Source organism: Pseudidiomarina aquimaris, from assembly GCF_003987395.1.
GTDB lineage: Bacteria > Pseudomonadota > Gammaproteobacteria > Enterobacterales > Alteromonadaceae > Pseudidiomarina > Pseudidiomarina aquimaris.
Genome location: NZ_PIPT01000003.1, coordinates 169364 through 186602, shown reverse-complemented (window position 1 = coordinate 186602; position 17239 = coordinate 169364). Strand labels below are relative to the sequence as shown.

The following is a 17239-nucleotide window of genomic DNA, read 5'->3' as shown; positions in this document are numbered from 1 at the left end:
CCATGAGCTACTTTTCGGGTAAAACCGTCTGGCTAACCGGTGCCTCTTCAGGCATCGGTTTGGCTATGGCGGAGCAACTTGCCGAAGCCGGTGCCCATTTGATTCTGACGTCGCGCCGCGCCGAGGTTCTCGAACAAGTTCGCAGTAAACTTGCTCACCCTGAGCATCATCAAGTGTTGGCCCTCGATTTGAGCCAGCCAGAAGCTGCGGCTGCGCAGGCACGCGAAGCTCTGGGCGACCAAGTCATCGATATATTGATCAATAACGCCGGTGTTTCACAACGCTCGATGATTTTGGATACCGATTTAAAAGTCTATCGTCAGTTGATGGAAATCGACTATTTCGGCGTCGTTGCGCTCACCAAGCTTGTGTTACCGCGCATGGTAGAACGCCGTAGTGGCCAGATCGTCACGGTCTCGTCTGTGGCTGGTAAGGTTGGCACCAAGCTGCGTAGTGGTTACAACGGCGCTAAGTTTGCGGTCATTGGCTTTATGGATTCGTTACGCGCAGAAATGCACGAACATGGACTGGTGGTCACTTCAATTTTGCCAGGCTTTATCAATACCGCCATTGCCCACAACTCACTGTCGGGCGACGGTTCTACACTTGGCAAAGAAGATCCAGATAACGCCAGTGGTATTTCAGCTGAAGAATGCGCACGCCAATCATTGCAAGCTATTGCGAAAGGAAAAGCCGAAGTCGTGGTTGGCTCCGGCATGTCGAAATTAGCTCCTTTTTTGCAGCGCATCTCGCCTAGCTTCGTGCGCCGCATGGTAGCTAAGCGTTAGTTTGACTTTTGGATGCTAAAATCCAGTTGTACGGTCTCGTCTTTCACCTTAACCGGTTGACCATTTTCATAGGCCGGAACGTACAACCATTTCGATAGTGCCTTAAGTCCCTCACGACCAAACTCAGGCGCACTCTCCGATTCGATGCGAATGTTCTCGGTGCGCCCTGAGGTATTAATATCGAACTTCAATTTGACGTGGCCACCTTCATCTGATCTTAGATGCTCTTTTGGATAGGATGGATTGACTCGATACACAACTTCATTGGTCGACTCGACACCTAACTCCGCGCTCATTTCAGCAATACGCGCCAAACTGCGGTCGACCGCGTCTTCATCCTTTTGGTTAGCATAAAAGGCTACCAATCGGTGATTCGCCGCTAACTGCAACTGCGATACTGCTGCACGACCTAGGGCATCAACAGCAACCACTTGTTCAAGCTTTTCAATCGCGTCATCAACGTCGCCTTCTCCTGCATCTTCCATTGCGGCATAAAACGCGCTGGTAACAGTCAGCACATGATCCGCGCCATTACGCTCAAGATATGCGTCATACAGTGACGACCAAAGTGCTGGCCGCGATTGATTCAACCGCAAAAACGCCTTTGCCATTGCGGTTTTCACCGCTAATACCACTCCAGGATGCGCTGCTTCTTGCGCGACAAATACTTCAGTGATGGCAATTTCGTATTGAGATATTTGCTCATCTTTTGCGCTTGGCATGGTCTCAAACGCGAGCAACAGTGGTTCAAGTAGTTCGATTGCAGAAGCGTCATACTCACGTTGATAAATGCGTACAACTAAAGCAGCTAATGCATGTGCTTGCTCACTAACGCGTTCCTTAGGCTTCAACAAAAATAGGTAATTTAGCGCTAAGTTGGCGGTATTTAAGTGTTCGCTGCCAAAGTAATCGCGACCTGCTATATAGGCTTCGAAGGCAAGCTCTTGTAATACGCTATTCGGTGTCGAAGCATCAGCATTTGCTGTTTCATAAGCTTTATAAGAGTGCTGAAACGCTTGTTTAGCGTCGACTTGCTCGAATGCAGAAGCTGGAGAATTAACTTGCAGCGCTAACACACTGAACGCTGACGCATATAATGCGGTTTTAAATTGCAGAGAAAGAGACTTCAAAACACACACCTTTTTGTTATTTTTTTTCAAAAACTCAACATAACAGAATACATCTAACAAGTCAGTGCGAAGATACAAAAAAGCCAGCCTCGAAGGGCTGGCTTTCGTCTACGAGCTAGGTGCTTAAACCATGTGCACCAGCATCGAGGTTGGATCCTCGAGGTACTCCTGCCAACGCTTGTTAAAGCGCGCAATGGTGCCGCCGTCAATGATGCGATGGTCGCCAGACCAACTGACATTCATGATCTTGCGTGCAACAACATTGCCTTGCGCATCAAAACGAGGCAGTTCTTGTACTTTACCTAGCGCAACAATCGCCGCTTCTGGCTTATTGATGATAGGCGTTGCCACGGTACCGCCAATAACGCCGATATTGGAGATGGAAATAGTGCCACCTTTCATATCTTCCTGTGCCACGCGCCCTTCGCGAGCAGCTTGGGTTAGGCGTGTTACTTCATTGGCAATATCGATGATGCTCTTGTTCTGTACCTGTTTGACGTTCGGTACCAACAAACCAATCTTGGTGTCGACTGCCATACCGATGTTGTGATCATCAAAATAGGTGATCTCGGTACAATCAGCGTTAACCTGCGCATTCATGATTGGGAATTCTTTCAGCGCCAACGACAAGGCTTTGATGAAGAATGGCATCATGGTGATGCGGATACCTTCGTCCTTGTAACGTTCTTTCAACTGCTTCTGTAACGCCATGACATTGGTCATGTCGAACTCGTCCGCATAGGTGAAATGCGGGATGGTGCTGACGGACTCGGTCATGGCTTTGGCCATAGCGGCTTTCACGCCACGGATGGCTTCGGTGCGAGTGCCGCCGCTGGTTGCTACCGGCTTGGCTGCTGAGTCGGACGTCGATTGCGATGTTGTAGCTTCTCCCGTGGTAGAACCACGGGCTACGAAGTTTTCGACGTCTTCTTTCATCACGCGGCCTTTGGCGCCAGAACCTGGAACTTTGCTAATGTCGACATCAAGTTCACGTGCACGGCGACGGACTGCAGGACTCGCAATCGCCTTGCCTTGGCGTGCTGCTTGTGGAGCATCGGCTTGGCCTGGGTTTGCGGCAGATGAGCTGGCGGCAGATGATTGAGCATCGCTCGTGGCACTAGCTGACCCCGTAGCAGAACTACGGGCTACGTTGCCTTCGCCCTCTTCGCCTTCAACACGGATGGCGAATAGCGGTTCGTGAACCTTGGCAATGTCGCCTTTGGCGTAATAGAGCTTCTCGACCACACCGTGTTCTTTCGCGGGAATCTGCACCAACGCTTTGTCGGTCATTACGTCAACGACAGGCTGGTCTTCCTCGATAACGTCGCCTTCTTTGACTTGCCATTCGACGATTTCGCACTCAACGATACCTTCACCAATATCTGGCAGGATGAAATCGGTGACGGAGCTGTTTGAACTGGCAACGCTGCTAGGTTCAGCATCGTTTTTGGGTTCAGGTTCCCCCGCAGTAGAACTGCGGGCTACGTCGTCGCTGCCCTCATCGTCGGTGCCGGTGATGGCGAAGAGCGGCTCGTGCACTTTGGCGATATCGCCTTTGGCATAATAAAGCTTGCTGACCACGCCATCTTCTTTGGCTGGTATCTGTACCAAGGCTTTATCGGTCATCACGTCGACCACAGGCTGGTCTTCCTTGATGGTATCGCCTTCAGCAACTAACCATTCAACGATCTCGCATTCAACGATGCCTTCGCCGATGTCCGGTAAGATAAAATCTTTACTCATACTACGGCCCTCTTAGTAAGTCATCGAAGCTTTGACGGCTTCGTACACTTTCAGGTGGTCGACAAAGTATTCTTTCTCGTGGCACAGCGGATACGGCACATCAAGGCCACACACGCGAGCAATCGGCGACTCAAGGTATAAGAAACACTTGTCTTGAATTGTTGCCGCCACTTCACTGGCAAAACCATTGGTCAAAGGTGCTTCTTGCGTGACCACTAAGCGGCCAGTTTTCATTACTGACTTCGCCACGGTTTCGATATCCCATGGTAACAGGCTGACAAGGTCAATCACTTCGCAATCGATACCGTCTTCAGCAGCTTTCTCGGCCGCTTTCTCGGCCATCTCAACCTGCGCACCCCAGGCGACGATAGTGAGGTCTTTACCTTCACGCACGACGTCTGCTTTGCCTAGCTCCAACGTGTACTCTTCTTCTGGAACTTCGCCCGTTGAGGCTCGATACAAACGTTTCGGCTCCATAAAGAGCACTGGGTTTGGATCGAAAATAGCGCTCAACAATAAGCCTTTTGCCATGTAAGGATTACGCGGCATGACAATTTTCAAGCCAGGCGTATGAGCAAAATAGGCTTCTGGTGACTGTGAGTGATAGTGACCGCCCGCAATACCACCGCCGTATGGCGTACGAATCGTTAAACCACCGACGTTAAATTCGTTACCAGAACGATAGCGGAATTTCGCAGACTCGTTCACGATTTGGTCGAATGCTGGGAAGATGTAGTCGCCGAATTGAATCTCTGCGACTGCATAGCTGCCCTGCGAGGCCAAACCGTTGGCAAAACCAAGAATACCCTGCTCGACCAACGGCGTGTTGAAGTTACGGTGACGACCGTATTTGTCGGTCAATTTCGAGGTTGCGCGGAACACGCCGCCAAAAGCGCCGGTATCTTCACCGAAGCTATACACTTTGTCGCTTTTCGCCATCGCGATATCAAGTGCGCTATTGATGGCTTGTAGTAAGTTCATGTTCGCCATTATTTATCTCCCCCATCAATACGTGACGCAGTTTTCGGGTACGCCTCTGGGTACTTGCGAATATGCGCCTTTAACTCTTCAAGCTGCTCTTTCAGCTGTTGAGTTGGGGTGTCGTACACATCATTAATGAGTTCATCAATGTGTGGCGCAGGAACTTTTTCTGACTTCTTGAGTGCCGCAAGAACAGCAGCTTTCTTTTCAGCGAAGTTCTCTTCTGCGTCTTTCTCGGTTAACCATTTCTTCTTGATCAAGTAGGTCTGGAAGCGCGCTAACGGGTCTTTTGCACGCCAAGCGTCTTCTTCATCACGGGTACGATAACCGGTCGGGTCATCTGAAGTTGAGTGACCCGCCATACGATACGACATACCTTCTATCAAGACCGGTTCATTCTCTTCGACGGCGAGTTTACGTGCCAACTGCGTCGCTTGGTAAACGGCAAAAATGTCATTACCATCCACACGAATGGTCTTCATGCCATACGCCACACCGCGCGGTGCGATGCCGTCGCCAGCATACTGTTCACCTTGTGACGGAGTCGAAATGGCATAACCGTTGTTACGGCAGAAGAAGATCACCGGAACTTTATAAACCGCAGCCATGTTCAATGCAGCGTGGAAATCACCTTCAGAAGCCGCACCTTCACCGAAGTAACAGATGGTGCAGTTACCGGTTTTATCCATCTTCTGGCCATAGGCATAACCAGTAGCCTGAGGAATTTGCGTCGCTAACGGCGAGGCAATCGTCATGAAATTCAGGGCCGCACAGCCGTAGTGCACTGGCATTTGTCGACCTTTACCTAAATCACGCTCGTTCGAGAACAATTGATCCATGAACTGTTCAACAGTGAAACCGCGATAAGCCAATGCGCCTTGCTCACGGTACTGGCCCATGATCATGTCGCCATCATCCAGTGCCGCAGCTGAGCCAATACTGGCCGCCTCTTCACCAAGTGAAGACAGATAAAAGCTGATACGCCCCTGACGTTGGGCGGCAATCATACGCTCGTCCAAAATACGGATGAACTGCATGGTATCGAACATTTTCAAAGCAAGATCTTTATCGATCTCAGGAACCTTTGCACCTTTGTGCACGGTACCGTCTTCTTTGAGGATTTGAAGCATGGGAATCTGTAACGCTGAACCGTCTAAAAAGCTCGGTTTGGTCACGATTTCCAACTGATGTTGTTTATCCTGTGCCATAACTTTCTCGTTCTCAGAAAAATTGCGCTCACTTTACCTTTACGTCAACTGACATGCAAATAAGCGACTACGCATTTGCGTAAAAATCAGACCAGTTGCAAGTTCGCAAATGGAACTTCGACAACCGTCAGTAATGCCCGCTGGCCCAGAGCCACCTTGGCATTGGGGAAAATAATTCGTTCGCCGGACTGCTCAACCAAATACTCCTGGTCCCCATCAGTCGCCAACAGCTCGCCCTTTTCAAAGGCGGTAAAATTGGCAACATCATCAGGAAAATGCAGGGTAAAACTCTCCACTGTACGGTTAATTGTACGGCAGACGTCAAAAACGCGTGTACGATTTTCATCGAACGCAGGTAAGTTGAGCTCGTGCTCGCAGATAAGTCGCGTAAACATGTTTTGTGCTGCGGCGAACTTACTGCGGTCATTCTCACCAAATGGACGAACTTTCCCAAGCTCGACTGTAAAAGCATCAGCACCGTGCGTGCGCACGCTGTAATAGCTAAAGGTCGTGGTTGGAGCTTGGTTCAATAAAATAGTTTCGACTCCACACTCGGCTAAAAACGTTAGCTGCTCTTTTTTGTAGGGTGCGCCGTGAGTGAATGGATAAACGGCAAATTTTTCAAACTCAGAGTCGCGAATCGCGGTATGCAAATCGTAATGGTAGCGCTGTCGCTCACCCGCTGGAGCCGCCGCAAAGAAGTCAGTGATCACTTGCTCCAACTGCGCCGCACGTTGATGTTCGCGGCTATCGCCTTCGCGATGTGCGCCGCTGAACAGTCGGTTCATATTCATATCCACAAAGCGCTTACCAATTGCGATAGCCGCCGGGTTTGCAATTAGAAACAAGGTGCGTTGCACGGGTTTTAGTTCACCGCGCATAATGCCGTGAATCATGTCACGCACAATTTCAATGGGAGCCGTCTCGTCCCCGTGCACCGCACAGGATAAAACAACATCTTTGTCGCTCGGCCGGCTTGGCTCAACAATGACGATGCCGTAATCGGGGAAATACAATTCGCCGCCAGCGTATGAAATGGATTTACCTAAAAGTTGTTGTGATTCGGCAACCGGTTCGCCGTTGTATCCCGCTAACGTCCAATCAAGTACATTAACTGTGGCTAACTCATTTGTCGTCTGACTCACTTTCTGACTCCTGCTGTTTAATGCGTCCTGGTTCCAAACCTTTGGTCGCTAATAATGCGCGTAACACGCGCGAGCGATATTCGCGACGATATAAAACCGACACCACCACGATAGTAGAAATTATGAATAGTAAGGGGTGTAAAAACCAAGTGAGGAAGGCTAATGCGAAGTAATACGCGCGCAAGCCATTATTGTATTCATGCCCTGCCTGGTCGATAACCTTAGCGGACTGTCGCGCAAACACCTCACGCTGTTCATCAGTAAATTCGGTACTACGATATTGCGGCGCGGCGCCAAGCAACACCGACACAAAACCAAACTGACGAATGGCCCAAGTGAACTTAAAAAACGCGAATACGAAAATCAGCGCTAATACGGCTAATTTAAATTGCACTTTTTCAGGCGAGGTATCGGCCGTGAGCGGCAAAGACTGCAACACCGTCACGACTTTGTCTGCGGAGGCCAGTAAAGTCAGCACACCGGCCAAAACCAGAACCGTCGATGAAGCAAAGAAGGTGACTGTACGTTCGACATTACCAAGCAATGCGGCATCAGCAATCTGATGCTCTTTGCGCGTTAATGTCGTCATCCAGTCGATACGAAGCTGCCGCAGAATGTGCGACAAACTGTAGGTACTGCGCGCACGGATCCGCGCAAATTGCGTGTAGAAAACCCAAACCGTCACAAAAAACGTCAAGGTGACGATATCAAGTGTACTCAGGTTCATGCTTTTGACCTTGTGCTAACGTGCCACGCACGAAAGCCGCAGTGGGTGCAATGTGTTCCCACCTGCGGCTTCGATAATTAGTTTAAGGTCATTAGTTTACCATTATGTGACGGGATTGTCCGACTCCGATTTCGGTGCTGGCTTTTCCGCTAAGCCGTACCACGAGAGCATCGTTTTGAGGCCCCGCTTGGTATCGTCCAGAATCAAGTACAGACATGGAATCAACAGCAAGGTGATCACGGTGGCAAACAAAATACCGAATGCCAAAGAAATCGCCATCGGAATTACCATCTTCGCCTGCAAACTCTTTTCGAGCACGATCGGTAGCAGACCAAAGAAGGTTGTTAAACTGGTCAGGATAATCGCGCGGAAACGCGCAGAGCCTGCGTCCTGCACAGCTTGGCGAAGTGCCACACCATCACGTCGAGCTTGGTTAACATAGTCCACCATGACCAACGAGTCGTTTACCACAACACCCGCGAGGGCAATGATACCGAACAGACTCAAAATCGAAATCGGCATACCAATAACCCAATGGCCAATAACCGCACCAATCATACCGAATGGAATCACCGACATGATGATCAACGGCTGACTGTAGGATTTCAACGGTATCGCCATCAGCGCGAAAATTGCAAACAACGCTAGTACAAAGCCAATCGCCAGTGAGTTGGTGGCTTCGGCTTCGTCTTGTGAAGCCCCTTCGAGCTGGAAGCTTACCGTCGGGTAGTTATCTAATATCGGCTGAATATGCTGCTGGCGGACCTGCTGCACGACTTCGAACGGTTCGACGCGCTCTTTGTCCACCCGCGCTCGCACCCGCACGGAGCGCTCGCGATCGATACGCGTAATGGTGTTATAACCTTTCGCGAAACGAATATCAGCCAACTCGGTAAATGGAATCATAGCGCCATCATCGGTACGCAACTTCATGTCTTCGAGGTTACCAACCGACTGACGTTCATCAATTGGGTAACGCACCATGACTCGAACTTCTTCATCACCGCGCTGAATGCGCTGCGCTTCCGCACCGTAGAAGGCATAACGCACTTGGTTGGCAAGATCGCTTAGGGTGATGCCCATCGCTGTAGCCAGCGGTTTGGTCTCGAGAATTATTTCGTCGTTACCCGCACCAAAGGTATCTTCAATATCGAACACACCATCAAATTGGCCGAGTACTTCTTTTAAATCATTGGCTGCAGCTGAAAGTTGATCTAGGTCGTCGCCGGCGAGCTGAAATTCGACGTCAAATCCGCCACCGCCGCCGATGCTTCCTTGGAAATTAATCGCCTTCACGCCAGCGATTTCCGGCGTCTCTTGACGCCAACGGTTGATGATGCCAAAGCCGTCAATTTCGCGCTCTTCGCCTTTTTGCAGCTCACTCATGATCATGCCGTTGGTGGTGCCTTGCAACCAAACGTTGGTATGGCGCACCACGCCTTCACCTTCTTCTTCCTTAATTTGCGCGTCGACCCGCATCAAGGCATCTTCGATGGTTTGCAGGGCACGAATCGTCGCGTCTTCCGATGAGCCAGGTTGCATTTCCACACTGGTTTGAATGAAGTCACTTGGAATGTTCGGGAAAAACACCCAGCGTACCACGCCACCGCTAATCAAGCCAATCATCAAAATGAACATGCCAATAAAGCTTGCTAGCGTGGTGTAGCGATAGTGCAAGCACTTCGCTAGAAATGGACGATAGAAACGTTCAACGAACACCCGCAAACTATCGGAAATTTTATTGCGGCCACGTTGGAAGGCATTGAGTTTCTCGCCACCGCCTTTGCTGAATTTCATCGCCGCGATGTGGGCTGGCAAAATCAGCTTAGATTCGACCAAAGAGAACGCCAAGCACAAGATAACCACCCAAGCGATCGATTCCCAAATGGCGCCCATGCCACCATCCACCATCAGCATCGGAATAAATGCCACCATGGTGGTTAACACCCCGAAAGTTGCCGGTATGGCGACTTTCTTCGCGCCGCGCACAACGTTATCTGTGCTCTTGCCGTATTTTTCAATTTCGGAATAGGCACTTTCACCTATAACGATGGCGTCATCCACCACTATCCCGAGCACCAAAATAAAGCCAAACAGACTGATCATGTTGATGGAAATGTCGAACATCGGTAACGGCATCAAGGCGATGGTACCCAAGAAACAAATCGGGATGCCGATCATCACCCAAAAAGCCAAACGCAGCTGTAAGAACAACGACAGCATTAAGAACACCAAGAAACCACCGGTGATCATGTTATCGAGCATCAAGTCGAGGCGGCCTTGTAGATAGTAGGACGAATCGCCCCAATGGGCGACACTTACTTCTGGCGGCAGCTCTTTTTGTTTACGCTCGATGTAATTACGCACTGCTTCGGCGACGGCTAGGTCATTCTGATCACCCACAGAATCGACGCGTACAAAAGTTGCCGGCTTACCGTCGAATTGCGTAAAGCGGCGCCGCTCAATAAACTCATCTTTGACGGTGGCGATATCACCAAGGGTCAGACGCGTCCCATCAGGACGGTTAATCAGGACAATACTTTCAAACTCTTCACCGTAGTACGCCTGATTGTTCGCACGTAATAAGATATCGCCATTCGGTGTACGAATCGAACCACCTGCAACGTCTATCGAAGTGCCACGTACGGCGTTCACGACCTGTTGAAAAGTCAGATTATAACGCTGCAGATCGTGTTCAGAAATCTCTATCGAAATTTCATAGTCACGGGCGCCAACCGTTTCAACTTTGGTGATTCCGCCAATATTCTTCAGATCATCACGGATCTGTTTGGCCAACTCTTTCTGGTTGCGCTCGCTCATATCACCGAACACGCTAATCCAGATCACCTGACGCTGAGGCCGTATACGATAGATATTCGGATTTTCAATCTGCTGCGGGAAGTTTGGAATGGCATCGACAAGCATCTTCACTTCATCCATGACCACCTGTGGGTCATAGCCGTTTTCGACCTCGACGGTGACCGAGCCACCCCCCTCGCGGGCAGTTGAGGTCAGGCGTTCGACGCCGTTGACGTCTTCCAAAGCATCCTCGATGAGGACGATGACGCCCTGTTCGACTTCTTGTGGTGCAGCACCTGGGAATGGCACTTGAATGCTAATAGTGTTGAGTTCGATTTCGGGAAACATTTGCTTACGAACTTCAAACACCATGAAAATACCGGTGATGATGATCAATGCCATCAGCAAGTTCGCCGCAACGGTATTGTTAGCCCACCAGGCAATCAATCCCTTTTCGCGGCCAGCTTCTGGCGAGTTTTGTGGTACTTGCATTACTAAGCTCCTTACTCGCCAGCTTCGTCAGAGGCGTCTTTCGCCGCGACTGCGGTGTCATCTTGTTCAGCTTTTGGCCGCTCCATTTGTTGCGGTAATGGGTCGCCAGGTAAACGCACCTTCATGCTTGGCAGCGCATTCGCTAATTGCGTTAGCACCACTTTGTCGCCAGCTTCCAAACCTTCATTGATGATGACTTGGTTTTCTTCAGCGCGCAGCACCTCAACATGTTGACGTTTTAAGCGGCGCTCCTCGTCGACCAACCATAAGTTGCCATCGGTATTCAGAGCGTAGCGCGGCACACGGAAGACATTCTCAACGTACTTACCTTCAATTTCGAGTTGCACAAAACGGCCAAAGCGCAAAATCTCTTCGTGGGTTTGCCCCTCGCGATTATACGGGTCCTTTATTTCTACTACGCCGTAGATGACACGGCTATTGCTATCCAATACACCTTCGCTGCGCACCAGACGACCTTGCCATTCATACTTTTCGCCGGCGACAAAAGAGCTCAAACGGACGCGCGGAAAGTCGCTTTCTTGGTCTTTACTAGGGAGCTGAAGATAAGCTAGATCGCGGTCACTCAGTGGCACGCGCACTTCGGCGATTTCGGTTCCCATCATTTGTGCGACCTGATTGCTTTGGTTCACGAATTGACCTAAATCGACGTTTTTGTTCTGCAGTAAGCCTGCAAAGGGAGCTCGAATGACGGTACGGTCAAGGTCGCGTTGCGCTTTGGCAACTGCAGCTTCTGCCGATTGGACCGCCGCGACCGCGCTCGCAACTTGCGGCTCGCGCAAACCTAACGCTGGAATTTCGCCAAGCTGCAGCGATTCCCACTCTTCTTTGGCGACTTTGGCTCGTGCACTCTCTTCAGCAAGTGCAGCCTTGGCTTGCGCTAAGTTTGCTTTAGCATTTTGCAGGGCGACTTGGTAATCCTGCGGGTCGATTTTGATGATCATATCGCCTTTATTAAAGTAGCCGCCGTTATGGAAGTTAGGTGCGATCTCAATCACCTGACCACTCACCTGCGTTACCAAGCTAGTGGTGTGCTTAGCCATTACGTTACCTTGCCCGCTTACTAACAGGTTAATGTCTTCAGCTTGCGCTTCTTGAATTTCAACAAGGACGGCTGGGCGTTCCATCGAACGCATCGGTAACTGCGGGCGCAGCATACCGAGCAACACCACGAGAGCGATCGCCACAATAATGATGAGCGGAGGAAGTAGAGCACGTTTCTTAAAAGCCATTGAGATCATTCCAATTGAACATGAAGATGGCGCATAGTATGCGCTAGCTTGTGGGGATTATTAAGCCAGATTATGTTGCGAGTTGTAACAACTGTTACATTAACCATTCAACAAATAACTTTCGCCGGCCTCGATTGCACGCGGGCCACCGGCAAGCAAGACAACATCACCTTTGTTTAAAACGAAGTCACCATGCACTTCACTGAACTCCTCTTCTTCACGACGCACGGATTTCACTTGCACCGCGAGCTCATCGAGTCCCAGTTGTCGTAACTCTTTACCACAAGCATAAGCATTGTCGTTTAACTGTACCGCATGCAAAAACTGTAGCCGATCAATCTTTTCTGGATCCATATCCGTCGTTTCACCAGGATAAAAGCCATGCATGTCGCCATAGTGCGACCGTCGAGCTTGGTCTAAGCGTGACAAAATACGGCGTATCGGAATACCAGAGCGGCTTAGAACTTGAGAAACAAGCATCAAACTTGCTTCAAGTGTGTCGGGAACAACTTGCGTTGCACCTGCATCCATCATTTCTTGAAGATGCAAGTCGTCACGCGAGCGAACGATAACTTCGGCATGCTCATTGAGTTCACGGATGGCTTTGAGTACCTCGAGCGCTTTGAAGTCTTCTGCAAAGCTTATAATGATGAGCTCCACCTGATCAGCATGCACTGTTTTTAAAATATCGCGTCGTGCGGCATCACCAAAATATACCTTGGCGCCACCCGCCACAGCTTCTTGCACCCGCTTGGTGTCATGGTCAATCGCTAAGTGGTCAATGCCTTCGTTAGTCAAGAAGCGGCTGATGGTTTGCCCAACACGACCGAAACCTAAGACCAATACGCGCTTGGGTTCTGAAACATCGGGCTGAATAATTTCAGTTTGCTCACCGCGTGTGCGCCCGCGCACCAAGGGCGCAACCAGTTGTCGACAACGCTGAATCACCAACGGAGTAACAGCCATCCCCAACACCCCGACACCCACCAGCATAGAGGCAATATCTTGCGGTAATAACGCGTAAGTAAGCGCTAACGAGACAAGTACGAAACCAAATTCACCCATTTGGAATAGCATGAGGCCGGCGCCCCATGCGTCTTCTTCGCGTTCGCCCATAGTACCGGCTAATAACCGCACGACTACCATTTTAATAGCACCAATAATTAGCACGGCGAGCAAAATCCAATGCAGATTCTGCCAGAACACCTGTAGGTTCAATTGCATCCCCACGGTAATAAAGAAAAGCCCCATCAGAATATCGCGAAACGGCCGTATATCTGCTTCAAGTTGGTGTTTGTATTTGCTCTCACCAAGCATCATGCCGGCCAAAAACGCCCCGAGCGCCATCGATAAACCAAACAAATGAGTCAAGCCACCGGCCACTAAAGCGACAAGCAAGGTCGCTAAAACAAAAAGCTCATCGGTACGCAAGCGCGCGATTTCTCGGAAGATATGGGGTAACACCCATTTACCAATCGCCATCAGTACGACAACGACGCCGGCTCCTTTCAGGAGCGCTATGCCGAGGCTTTCCCAAATACCTACTTGTGCATTTTCTGCGGCTAACAGCGGGATGATAATCAACATCGGCACCACCGCAATATCTTGGAACAGCAACACTGAGACAGTGGCCTGCCCTTTGCGCGTGGTAAGTTGTGAGGATTCGCCTAATTGCTTAATCACCACCGCGGTGGAGCTGAGTGCCAAGGTACCACCAATCACCATTGCCGCTGTCCAGTCGCCCATCCACAAGTACGCAAGCCCAGCAAAAATGAGCGTACAAATAACCACTTCACCCGCACCGAGACCAAATACTAAACGTCGCATGGCAATCATTTTCGGCAACGAGAATTCAAGCCCAAGCGAGAACAACAGCAGAACTACCCCGAGCTCTGCAACAAAGTGATAATCGTTTGGATCTTTTATCCACGCGGTGACATCAGGACCGGCAATAATACCCGCAACGAGATAGGCGAGAATGGCAGGCAGTTTGATGCGGCGAAAGCCCCACACCAGAACTACGGCGATAGCGAGAAGTAACAGTACGTCCGCAAAAGCTCCATTCATGCTTTTTTCCTTTGTAGGTAAAGACCAAGACAAATCAAACTGAGTCCTATCAATGTCGTTGTTTGAATCACTTCACCTAGAATAAAGTAAATCAATAACAAACTCATGAACGGACTTAAAAAAATTAACATCGACAGTTGTGAAGTCCGTTCTGCCGTGCGCATCGCCGTGAGCCATAATAAAAAAGTGATGCCCATTTCAAATAAGCCCACGTAAGCTGCGGCAACCAGTGCTCGCCATTCGAACCAGGGGACCGGTGTCGGATCCACACTCACGGCTAATGCTAACAATAGGCTACCAAAGGCAAAGCACCAAAACATCGCGGGAATTGGGGCATCCTTATTTTTGGTGTTAATCAGCCAATAACTGGCCCATAGCATAGTGCTCAGCAATGCCAGACCGATGCCAACCCAATTGGTTTGGGCAAAGTCCCATTGCCCGCCGGTTGCAATCAGCACCACGCCGCCGTAGGCAACAAGCATCGCCAACAGTTCTCGCTGACTCAAACGTTGCTTCAACAGCGGCACGGCCAGCAGTGCCATAGTAATAGCCCAAGTGTAATTGATCGCTTGCGCCTGTTGCGCCGGCAATTGGTCATAGGCGGCAAACAGCACCCAATAGTAAATAAACGGATTCAGTGCGCCTTGTCCTAAGTAAAACAGCCAGCGCTGTCGTCCTAAAGCAAAGGTTTCACGTATGCGACCCTGCCAAGCGAGTAAGACAAAAAAGATAAAGGTACTGGTGAGCGCAGCAAGGAATAGCAAGTGAAGCGGCGACAGATAGCTCAGCGCGATCTTAAAGGCCGTTGCCACCGTCGACCACAGCGCAACAGCGGCCAAACCAAACGTCAACGCTCGGCGTTGATTGAGTTCTACGGGCGGCGCAGCCATTTATTCTCCTCAACGCTCGTGACGTTGTTGCAACTGTAAATAGCGTTGTCGTGTGCGAGTCAGTAAAAACCTACCCCACCCGACCTGCGGCTGCTTATCATTACCGGATTGCACCATTTGAGTGCGAATTTCTTCCAGTTGCGCATAAGACGGCATAGTTGCACCATTTTGGTGCAACCAAGCTCTTAATAACGCCCGTTGGGTCGCCGCTGAATGTTCCCGTAACGGATCAACTGCAAGCGCCCCGTCACTATTTAGCAGCTGTTTTAATTGTTCTGCCAATAGTTCATCGAGTACGTCTTGTTGCTCGGCACAAAGTTGCGCACTACGCAGCACCGCGTTGCCAAAATGGGGCCAGCGTTGTTCGAGCTTTGGGACGACTTCATGACGCAAGAAGTTGCGGTCAATTGCGGTGTCGTAGTTTGTATCGTCTTCAATCCAATGCAGCTGATGGTACTCCGCGTATGCATAAATTTCTGCCTTACTGACACCCAGTAAAGGCCGCAGCCAAGTTTGTTGACCCGGTCGCTGTGGCGCATCACTTGCTATCGCATGGGCCATTGAGGCCAGCCCTTTCGGCCCGGCGCCACGCTTGAGTTGCAGCAGGAATGTCTCGATTTGGTCATTTCGGTGCTGCCCCAGCAGCATAACTGCATCGCTTTCGGCCAACTCGCTAAGCCTTTGGTAACGGGCTTCGCGTCCTGCTGCTTCTTTGCTAATACGAGCACCTTGTGCAACCGGTAGGACCTCGCAGCGCAGCGGAAAACCACGCCGCGCGCAATCCTTTTCTAAACCAGCCGCCCATTCAGCGGAACTAGGATGAAAACGGTGATCGAGATGAATAGCGAGATAACTCAGGTTTGGATGTTCAGTCCGCCAGCGATCGAGAAGATCAAGAATGGTTTGCGAATCTGCACCGCCACCGAGACAAGCGACAATTTGTTGTGAGGGACGCAGCGTTAGCGCGGCTAACGCTACGGAGAATTCTGGATAAAGGTCGCGATACTCAACGTTCACTTTGCGTTAAGCCGAGTCGACTTAGCAGTAGCCAAATGACATCAGCTTCTGATAACGCTGCTCTAACAGAGCGGTTTTATCCAGCCCTTTTAAGTCAGCCAAGTCACTCAGTAAGCGTTGTTTCAAACTCTGCGCCATCGCTGAGTAGTCGCGATGAGCGCCGCCCAATGGCTCAGGAATGATTTGGTCAATGAGGCCAAGTTCAAGGCTGCGATCGGCTGTAACACCCATCGCTTCAGCTGCGATAGAGGCTTTCTCGGCACTCTTCCATAAAATGGATGCACAGCCTTCTGGTGAAATCACCGAGTAGGTTGAGTACTGCAGCATATTCACGCGGTCACCCACACCAATCGCCAGTGCCCCACCAGAACCACCTTCACCGATAACGGTACAAACAATCGGTACATTGAGACGCGCCATGACTTTCAGATTGCGGGCAATCGCTTCTGACTGGCCGCGCTCTTCTGCGCCGATACCCGGATAGGCACCCGGTGTGTCAATGAAAGTAATAATTGGCATTTTGAAACGCTCAGCCATTTCCATTAAGCGCAGCGCCTTGCGGTAGCCTTCTGGTTTAGGCATACCAAAATTACGGCGAATCTTTTCCTTGGTTTCACGGCCTTTCTGATGGCCAATGATCATGACCGGTTGACCGTCAAGACGGGCGGTACCACCTACAATCGCACGGTCATCGGCGAACGCGCGATCACCTGCCAACTCGTCGAAGTCAGTGAAAATATGCTCGATGTAGTCCAACGTATAAGGGCGTAAGGGATGACGTGCCATTTGTGCAACTTGCCAGGCACCCAAGTCGCCGAAGATTTTTTCGATCAGTTGCTCACGCTTCTCTTGCAACTTGGCAATTTCTTCTTCAATCGAAATATCAAAGTCGCCTTTTGCACCAACGGCTTTTAGCTCATCAATTTGTGCCTGCAATTCGGCAATTGGTTTCTCGAACTCTAAAAATTGCAAATTCATTTGGACTCCCATGTGCAACGGTCA

The 17239-nt window shown here is 50.3% G+C and carries 13 protein-coding genes; 1 reads left to right on the top strand and 12 read right to left on the bottom strand.

The features are described 5' to 3' along the window. Window positions 1-2 precede the first annotated feature (2 nt). A complete protein-coding gene (locus tag CWE21_RS05340; protein ID WP_126833413.1) occupies window positions 3-788 on the top strand; it encodes an SDR family oxidoreductase in 786 nt (261 codons plus the stop codon). Here the strand turns inward: CWE21_RS05340 and CWE21_RS05335 are convergent. The 12 genes from CWE21_RS05335 to accA all read right to left on the bottom strand — a co-directional run bounded on the left by CWE21_RS05335 (window position 785) and on the right by accA (window position 17215). Next, window positions 785-1918: an energy transducer TonB gene (locus CWE21_RS05335; RefSeq protein WP_126833412.1), complete on the bottom strand. Its 1134-nt coding sequence runs from the start codon at window positions 1916-1918 to the stop codon at window positions 785-787. The genes CWE21_RS05340 and CWE21_RS05335 overlap by 4 nt on opposite strands. Before the next feature lie 123 nt (window positions 1919-2041). Then, on the bottom strand, window positions 2042-3661 hold the full coding sequence (locus CWE21_RS05330; protein ID WP_126833411.1) for a dihydrolipoyllysine-residue acetyltransferase: 1620 nt from the start codon (window positions 3659-3661) through the stop codon (window positions 2042-2044). 12 nt (window positions 3662-3673) lie between these two features. Beyond that, a complete protein-coding gene (locus tag CWE21_RS05325; RefSeq protein WP_126833410.1) occupies window positions 3674-4651 on the bottom strand; it encodes an alpha-ketoacid dehydrogenase subunit beta in 978 nt (325 codons plus the stop codon). After that, complete coding sequence (locus CWE21_RS05320) at window positions 4651-5850, bottom strand: thiamine pyrophosphate-dependent dehydrogenase E1 component subunit alpha (RefSeq protein WP_126833409.1); 1200 nt, start codon at window positions 5848-5850, stop codon at window positions 4651-4653. Before CWE21_RS05320 ends, CWE21_RS05325 begins: the two co-directional genes overlap by 1 nt. Before the next feature lie 86 nt (window positions 5851-5936). Continuing rightward, window positions 5937-6995, bottom strand: coding sequence for a succinylglutamate desuccinylase (gene astE / locus CWE21_RS05315; RefSeq protein WP_241970225.1), 1059 nt, complete (start codon window positions 6993-6995; stop codon window positions 5937-5939). Then, on the bottom strand, window positions 6976-7722 hold the full coding sequence (locus tag CWE21_RS05310; protein WP_126833408.1) for a DUF599 domain-containing protein: 747 nt from the start codon (window positions 7720-7722) through the stop codon (window positions 6976-6978). The genes astE and CWE21_RS05310 overlap by 20 nt, the downstream gene beginning before the upstream one ends. A gap of 102 nt (window positions 7723-7824) precedes the next feature. Further along, window positions 7825-11013, bottom strand: coding sequence for an efflux RND transporter permease subunit (locus CWE21_RS05305; protein ID WP_126833407.1), 3189 nt, complete (start codon window positions 11011-11013; stop codon window positions 7825-7827). 11 nt (window positions 11014-11024) lie between these two features. Next, the gene (locus tag CWE21_RS05300) at window positions 11025-12263 is read right to left on the bottom strand and encodes an efflux RND transporter periplasmic adaptor subunit (RefSeq protein WP_157982732.1); all 1239 of its coding nucleotides are present in this window, start codon (window positions 12261-12263) and stop codon (window positions 11025-11027) included. Window positions 12264-12362: 99 nt separating this feature from the next. Beyond that, window positions 12363-14330 (bottom strand): cation:proton antiporter domain-containing protein, encoded by a 1968-nt coding sequence (locus tag CWE21_RS05295; protein ID WP_126833405.1) that lies wholly within the window; start codon window positions 14328-14330, stop codon window positions 12363-12365. Continuing rightward, the gene (locus tag CWE21_RS05290; RefSeq protein ID WP_126833404.1) at window positions 14327-15220 is read right to left on the bottom strand and encodes a DMT family transporter; all 894 of its coding nucleotides are present in this window, start codon (window positions 15218-15220) and stop codon (window positions 14327-14329) included. Before CWE21_RS05290 ends, CWE21_RS05295 begins: the two co-directional genes overlap by 4 nt. Before the next feature lie 9 nt (window positions 15221-15229). Then, window positions 15230-16237, bottom strand: a complete 1008-nt coding sequence (gene tilS / locus CWE21_RS05285; protein WP_126833403.1) for a tRNA lysidine(34) synthetase TilS — start codon at window positions 16235-16237, stop codon at window positions 15230-15232. A 21-nt stretch (window positions 16238-16258) separates the two neighbouring features. Beyond that, window positions 16259-17215, bottom strand: a complete 957-nt coding sequence (gene accA, locus CWE21_RS05280; protein WP_126833402.1) for an acetyl-CoA carboxylase carboxyl transferase subunit alpha — start codon at window positions 17213-17215, stop codon at window positions 16259-16261. Window positions 17216-17239 lie beyond the last annotated feature (24 nt).